The sequence below is a fragment of the Flavobacterium oncorhynchi genome (assembly GCF_002217355.1).
Lineage (GTDB): Bacteria > Bacteroidota > Bacteroidia > Flavobacteriales > Flavobacteriaceae > Flavobacterium > Flavobacterium oncorhynchi.
Genome location: NZ_MUHA01000036.1, coordinates 20,310 through 27,388 on the forward strand (window position 1 = coordinate 20,310; position 7,079 = coordinate 27,388).

Consider the following 7,079-nt stretch of genomic DNA (forward strand, 5'->3'; position numbering starts at 1 on the left):
TGTCTTTTTAAGAAGCAAGAACCAAAATGAAAGACTTTGCAAAATCTTGCTTCTTTACTCTTTCTTCTTCCTTTTTTGTCTTTTATTTTAAACTCTTCAATCTCAAGGTAACGGCATTTTTATGTGCTTGCAAACCTTCGGCTTCAGCCATAGTTTCGATTGCTTTACCGATGTTTTGAATTCCTTTTTCAGATATTTTCTGAAATGTCATTGATTTTGTAAAACTATCTAGATTTACACCGCTGTAGTTTTTTGCATAACCATTGGTAGGAAGTGTGTGATTTGTTCCTGAAGCATAATCTCCTGCACTTTCTGGCGTATAATTTCCAATAAAAACAGATCCTGCATTTATAATTCCGTTACAATAAAAATCATCATATTGCGAGCAGATAATGAAGTGTTCAGGACCATATTCATTGATTAAATCTAAAGCAATTTGATCATTTTCGACATAAATCAATTTTGAATTTTCGATTGCTTTTATTGCGATGGCTTTTCTTGGAAGTACTTCTACCTGAGATTGTATTTCCTTTTCTACTGCGTCAATTAATCTTTTAGAAGTTGAAACTAAAATTACCTGACTATCTGTTCCATGTTCTGCCTGCGACAACAAATCTGAAGCTACAAATGACGGAACTGCAGTATCATCGGCAACAATTAATAATTCCGATGGTCCAGCCGGCATATCGATTGCAACACCAAACTGGGTTGCCAATTGTTTTGCCACAGTCACAAACTGATTTCCTGGTCCGAAAATTTTATAGACTTTAGGAATTGACTGTGTGCCAAAAGTCATTCCTGCAATTGCCTGAATTCCGCCGACTTTCAAAATTTTAGTTACTCCGCATAAATTTGCAGCGTACAAAATCGCTGGGTTTATTTTTCCTGTTTTATCTGGCGGCGAACATAATACGATCTCTTTACAGCCCGCAATTTCTGCAGGTACAGCAAGCATTAAAACGGTTGAGAATAAAGGAGCCGTTCCGCCTGGAATATACAATCCTATTTTTTGAATTGGTCTTTTTTCCTGCCAGCAATTTACCCCTTCAATTGTTTCAATTTCAACACGGTCAGTTTTCTGAGCGCTGTGAAATTTGTAAATATTGTCTTTTGCGAGCTGAATAGCTTCTTTTAATTCATTTGGAATTAAAGCAATTGCTTCTTTTATTTCTGCTGTTGAAACTTCATAATTGTCTAAAGAAATCCCATCAAAGATTGAAGTGTATTTTGCAACGGCTTCATCACCTTTTTTCTGTACTTCTTTAAAAATTTCTTTTACTGTAACCTCAATATCATCAATAGTTTGAGTTGGTCTTTTTAATATTTCTGACCAAGTATCTTGTTTTGGATTATCTATTTTATTCATTGTTTTTATGCTTTATGCTTATTTGCTATAGGCTTTAAGCTATAGGCTTTAAGCTTTCTTACTTTGTGTTTTTTTTCGGCATAAAGCTTAAAGCTTACTGCCTAAAGCGGGCAAAGCCCTACAGAACCATTTTTTCAATTGGGCAAACCAAAATTCCTTCCGCACCTGCATCTTTCAATTTATCAATTACATCCCAGAAAGTATCTTTATCAATTACCGAGTGTACGCTGCTCCAGCCTTCCTGTGCTAACGGTAAAACGGTTAAACTTCTTAAAACTGGAAGAATTTTTCCTATTTCATCAATTTTTTCGTTTGGAACGTTCATCAAGATATATTTCGAATTTCTTGCTCTTAAAACAGATTGTATTCTGAATTTTAAGGTATCGATATGTTTTTGAATTTCTGGTGAAACTTTTGGTGAAACGGCCAAAACTGCTTCACTTTTCAAAATCACTTCTACTTCTTTTAAGTTGTTTTTGAATAAAGTACTTCCGCTTGAAACGATGTCAACAATAGCATCGGCAAGGCCAATGTTTGGGGCAATTTCTACAGAACCCGAAATTTGGTGAATATCTACTGTTAATCCAAAAGAATTGAAGTATTCATTAACTGTGTTTGGATAAGAGGTTGCAACTCGCAAACCAGCCAAATCTTGAACCGAATTGTATTCGAAGGTTTTAGGAACTGCTACGGATACTTTACATTTTGAAAATCCCAATCGTTGTACAACTTCAATTTCTTTGCCTTTTTCGACCAAAAGGTTGTCGCCGACAATTGCTAAATCTACTACTCCATCAATTAAATACTGCGGAATATCTGAATTTCGAAGGTATAAAACTTCCAGAGGAAAATTAGAAGCTTCGGCTTTTAACTGGTCGATTCCATTGTTTATTGAAATACCGCAGTCTTTTAGAATCTGAATGCTGTCTTCGTTTAAACGACCTGATTTTTGAATTGCAATTTTTAAAGTACTCATTTTTTAGTTTTTTTTTTGAATTAATAGTTTGAGTACAAAGAATTGGTATAAAAAAACCCGTTTGATGTACTCAAACGGGTTTTAAAATATGATGATTTACACACATACCATTAACACATCGCTTGAGAGCAATAATGAAAATGATGATGATGTAATTGATTTGAAATCATTGTTTGGTTTGTTTTATAATTCTTTGATTCGTTTGCAAATATAATAGTTAATTTCATAAAAAAGCAATTTTTAATATAACTTAACGATAGTTTATTGTTAAAAAAAAGCTCAAGCCTTGTTTTCATTGCATTCTTTCAATCCACTACAACGTTTTCACTTCTTCGTTAAAAACTAAAATAACAGATGTCCCGACATCAATTTTGCTGTCTATTTTAAATTTTATATCAAGCAAATCTGTGATTCTTTTTACAATAGACAATCCTAATCCAGTACCTTTAATTTCGGGATGTTCTGTAGATTTAGATCTAAAAAATGGATTAAAAATGTTCTCCAAATCTTCTTTAGCGATACCAATTCCGTTATCAGAAATTTTACAGCTTGTTTTCCCGTTTTGTTTGAATAACAAAATAGAAACCTCGCCTTTACTTTCTGTATATTTAATCGCATTTGAAATAATATTCCTCAAAATCGTAATGACCAGAAAATTATCAGACTGGACATAATAATCTTTTTCTGCTTCAAATTTAATATTGATATGCTTGCTCTTAATTTTCTCAGAATTCAAAGTCAAAACATCTAAAATTATCGCATTTAAGTATACTAATTCTGTATTAACATCTTGCTTTTGATTTTCAAATCTAGCCATTAACAGCAACTGATCTACCAATAAATTTAAATGATCTACTTCACGAATACAATAATTAATTTTTTCTTCATATTCTTTATTATCACGAGGTTTACGTATAAGAACTTCAAGTGTTCCTTTGATAACTGTAAGAGGTGTTCTTAATTCGTGAGAAGCATCTGAAGTAAATTGCTTTTCGCGTTCAATTGCATCTTCAATCCTATTTAATAAATTGTTTATGGTTTTTGAAAGCGTGTATAATTCGTCCCGCGTTTTGGGCAGCGGAATACGTGTTTTTAAATTGTCTTTGGTAATAATTCGCGATGTATTTATAATTGCGTTTATTGGTTTTATACTTCGTCCTGCAAAAAAACGGGCAATAAAAAACAGCAGCAACAGAATTCCTAAAAACGACAAACTCATAATTTCGAACAAATTATTAAGTACCATTTTCGAGTCTGCCAGCGACATTGCAACGATAACGTACCCTATTTTTTTATTATTAACATGAAGTGATACTTGAATTTGTCTAATTGCATGATCTCCCATCATGGTATCAAACAATTCATAATCTTCTACAGAATCTTTAAATTGAAGTGTTTCGGTTTTTAAATTGGGTGCTTTTTCGATTACTCTTTTCTTCAAATCTAAAAACTGTACAAAAACAGGATTCACGTCTACAGTATTATGCTCGCGCTCCTTCCATTCCTCGGCATCAATTAGAATTACTTTCCCCTTTACGACTTTTATTTCGTCTAAATGATTTTGAATTTCAACTTTTATTTTTTCATCAATATGACTGTAAACGGTATGTTTTACAATAGAATAAATAACCGAAAAAACAGCTGCAATCAATAAACCTGTAGTAATTATGTAATTTAATGCAATTCTGTTTTTAAAAGAAAGCTGTACCATTTATAAGTCGTTAGCGATATAACCTATACCGCGAATTGTTTTTATATAATCTTCTTCTATTTTCAGCTTTAATTTTTTACGAATGGCATTCATAAAAACATCAATTACACCTGTATCATATTCAAAATTAATTTCCCAAACATCTTTCAAAATCTGATTTCGAGTACAAACTTTTCCTTTATTTTTAATTAAATAGGTAAGCAATTCAAATTCTCTTTGTGTTAATGCAATTTCTTCATCGCTTTTCAAAACTATATGTTTTGATAAATCAATTTTAATGGTACCTAATGACAGAACTTCTGTTCCTTTTCTATTTCTAAAATGAACTTTAATACGTTCTACTAATTCTTCAAAACTAAAAGGTTTTTTAATATAATCATTTGCACCAGCTTTTAAGCCTTCAATCGTTTCTTGTACGGTATCTTTAGCTGTTAAAAAAATAATTGGTGTTATTTGATCTTTAATTCTAATTGCCTTGCATAAATCTAAACCATTAATTTTAGGAAGCATCCAATCTAATAAAATCAAATCAAACTTTTGCTCTTGCGTTAATTCAAAGCCTTTAGAACCGTCATTTGCTGTAGTAACCTTATACCCTTCTTCCTGCAGTCCTTGCTGCAAAAACTGAACGATACCTAACTCATCTTCTACGATTAAAATATGCATATGTTTTTTTATTAAAATTTTTACTTTTGGACCAGTCAAAGATAAAAATTTTAAATTTCTCAAAACATTAAAACTCATCAGAATAACCTGCAAGCATAATCTTAAGAAAACATTAAGTTAACACTAAGTAAGGTAAAAGTATAACTTCATCTATTATTAATTTATCAACCTTAATTTTGTCCCAAATATTACATTATGACATTCTACAAAAAGCTTAGCCCATTTTACCACCTGGCCTTGTTCTATTTCATTATCAGTTTACTACTGCGAATTGTTTTGTTTTTTCATCCTATTACACAAACTTCATTTTCATTTCTTGAAAGCTTGAAAATCTTTTCTTTAGGATTAATTTCCGATTTTTTCGTTTTTACAGTCGCTAGTTTTTTTCTATGGTTATATCTTATTTTTATTTCAAATTCTAAATACAATAAGCCTTCAGGTTATATTATTCTAGGTGTTTTTATTGCTGCTTTTTTATATGTTGCTTCAGGAAAAAGTGTTTTTGATCAATACGGAGGCGCTTTGCCTAAAATAGTTTTAATTTTTATAGGAATAAAAACGGTTCTTTTTGCTCTTATGCTTTTTCTTCCTAAATGGAGAGATAAAATTAGATTCTGGCTTTTTGCATTTGTGATTTTTCTTTACGTTTTATTAATCCTTCAAAATGGTTTAAGCGAATACTTTTTTTGGAATGAATTTGGAGTAAAATACAACTTTATTGCTGTTAATTATTTGATTTACACAAATGAAGTAATTGGAAACATTATGCAGTCTTATCCTGTAGTTCCAATCTTTTCAGCTTTATTCTTGGTAACAGGAACGATAACTTATTATATCCTGAAAAAAACAAAAAACTACATTTATGAAATTCCAACTTTAAAAGAGAAACTACAAATCTCAGGTGTATACTGGGGTTTATTTCTGATTTCTTTAATCGCTATTCCAACTTTATCTAAAACTGAAAACTCAAAGAATGTTTTTGTTAATGAATTACAATCAAACGGCATCTATAAGTTCTATCTGGCTTTTCAAAACAGTAAACTTGACTATTTCAAGTTTTACAAAACAATTCCGCACGACAAAGCTTTTGCAATTCTAAAAGAGCAATTGCCTATTGCTTCTCCAGAAGATACGACTCACGAAATAAAAAGTGACTCTGCTGAAATACGCAAAAATGTTGTTTTAATTACAATCGAAAGTTTAAGTGCTGATTTCATGAAGGCTTATGGAAACTCTCAAAACATCACTCCTTTTTTAGACAGTTTGTCACAAAAAAGTCTTCAGTTTACCAATTTGTATGCTGCCGGAAACAGAACTGTTCGCGGTCTTGAAGCTGTAACTTTATGCCTGCCGCCAACTGCAGGAGAAAGTGTGGTAAAAAGAGAGGATAATAAAAATAAATTTTCGACTGGTGCACTTTTTAAACAAAAAGGATACAATGTAAAGTTTATGTATGGCGGTGATGCTTTCTTTGATAATATGAGAGATTTTTATTCTGGAAATGATTATCAAATTATAGACAAATCAAGTTTTTCACCTGAAGAAATCACATTTTCTAATGTTTGGGGTGTATGTGATGAAGATATGTATAAAAAAGCGGTAAAAATAATGACAGCCGAAGCTAAAGAAAATAAACCATTCTTTAATCATATTATGACGGTGAGCAACCACAGACCTTTTACATATCCTAATAATAAAATTGATATTCCAGGCGATATAAAATCTCGCGACGGAGGTGTAAAATATACTGATTATGCCTTAAGCCGATTTTTTGAAATGGCTCGCAAACAGCCTTGGTTTAATAATACTGTTTTTGTAATTGTGGCGGATCATTGTGCTTCGAGCGCAGGAAAAACAGAACTGCCTTTGGATAAATACCGAATTCCGGCAATTATCTACACTCCAAATGGCAAACCTCAAAAATTCAATAAACTAATGTCGCAGATAGACATTATGCCAACATTATTTGGCTTATTACATTTTGATTATAAAAGTAAATTCTTTGGACAGGATGTTTTTAAAGATAATTACAAGCCAAGAGCTTTTATTGCGACTTACCAAGATTTAGGTTTAATAAAAGACAATGTATTGACTGTTTTATCTCCTAAACAGCAAGTTAAACAGTTTTCGCTGAAAATAAATCCGAAGACAGGAGTTGCTCCAGAATTTCAAGTTGATTATAACGAAATTCCGTTAAAAACTGAAAAACTAAGTTTGGTAAACGAAACTATTTCTTACTATCAAACTGCCTCTTATGTTTTGAAGGAAAAGAAATATCAGAAATAATTTTTTCTAAAATTCCAATAAAAACAAATTCCAAATTCCAAGGATTTCGTTGATACATATAAAAAAACAGAATC

The 7,079-nt window shown here is 31.5% G+C and carries 6 protein-coding genes; 2 read left to right on the forward strand and 4 right to left on the reverse strand.

The window, feature by feature from the left end:
• Positions 1–82 precede the first annotated feature (82 nt).
• Both hisD and hisG read right to left on the reverse strand, forming a co-directional pair.
• Positions 83–1,366, reverse strand: coding sequence for a histidinol dehydrogenase (gene hisD, locus B0A75_RS19820; RefSeq protein WP_089056002.1), 1,284 nt, complete (start codon positions 1,364–1,366; stop codon positions 83–85).
• A 118-nt stretch (positions 1,367–1,484) separates the two neighbouring features.
• Complete coding sequence (hisG, locus tag B0A75_RS19825) at positions 1,485–2,342, reverse strand: ATP phosphoribosyltransferase (protein WP_089056003.1); 858 nt, start codon at positions 2,340–2,342, stop codon at positions 1,485–1,487.
• An 88-nt stretch (positions 2,343–2,430) separates the two neighbouring features.
• Between hisG and B0A75_RS20825 the strand changes: the two genes are divergently transcribed.
• On the forward strand, positions 2,431–2,556 hold the full coding sequence (locus B0A75_RS20825; protein WP_256371701.1) for a hypothetical protein: 126 nt from the start codon (positions 2,431–2,433) through the stop codon (positions 2,554–2,556).
• Between the two features lie 99 nt (positions 2,557–2,655).
• On the opposite strand, the gene B0A75_RS19830 is transcribed toward B0A75_RS20825, so the two are convergent.
• Both B0A75_RS19830 and B0A75_RS19835 read right to left on the reverse strand, forming a co-directional pair.
• Complete coding sequence (locus B0A75_RS19830; RefSeq protein ID WP_089056004.1) at positions 2,656–4,053, reverse strand: sensor histidine kinase; 1,398 nt, start codon at positions 4,051–4,053, stop codon at positions 2,656–2,658.
• Entirely contained in the window at positions 4,054–4,719 is a 666-nt protein-coding gene (locus B0A75_RS19835; protein ID WP_089056007.1) for a response regulator transcription factor, read from the reverse strand.
• A 195-nt stretch (positions 4,720–4,914) separates the two neighbouring features.
• Between B0A75_RS19835 and B0A75_RS19840 the strand changes: the two genes are divergently transcribed.
• A complete protein-coding gene (locus B0A75_RS19840; RefSeq protein ID WP_089056005.1) occupies positions 4,915–7,005 on the forward strand; it encodes an LTA synthase family protein in 2,091 nt (696 codons plus the stop codon).
• Positions 7,006–7,079 lie beyond the last annotated feature (74 nt).

Excerpts from the sequence above, each read along its gene's own strand:
- hisD (WP_089056002.1), bottom strand. The coding sequence starts at position 1,366 with ATGAATAAAATAGATAATCCAAAACAAGATACTTGGTCAGAAATATTA.
- hisG (WP_089056003.1), bottom strand. The coding sequence starts at position 2,342 with ATGAGTACTTTAAAAATTGCAATTCAAAAATCAGGTCGTTTAAACGAA.
- B0A75_RS20825 (WP_256371701.1), top strand. The coding sequence starts at position 2,431 with ATGATGATTTACACACATACCATTAACACATCGCTTGAGAGCAATAAT.
- B0A75_RS19830 (WP_089056004.1), bottom strand. The coding sequence starts at position 4,053 with ATGGTACAGCTTTCTTTTAAAAACAGAATTGCATTAAATTACATAATT.
- B0A75_RS19835 (WP_089056007.1), bottom strand. The coding sequence starts at position 4,719 with ATGCATATTTTAATCGTAGAAGATGAGTTAGGTATCGTTCAGTTTTTG.
- B0A75_RS19840 (WP_089056005.1), top strand. The coding sequence starts at position 4,915 with ATGACATTCTACAAAAAGCTTAGCCCATTTTACCACCTGGCCTTGTTC.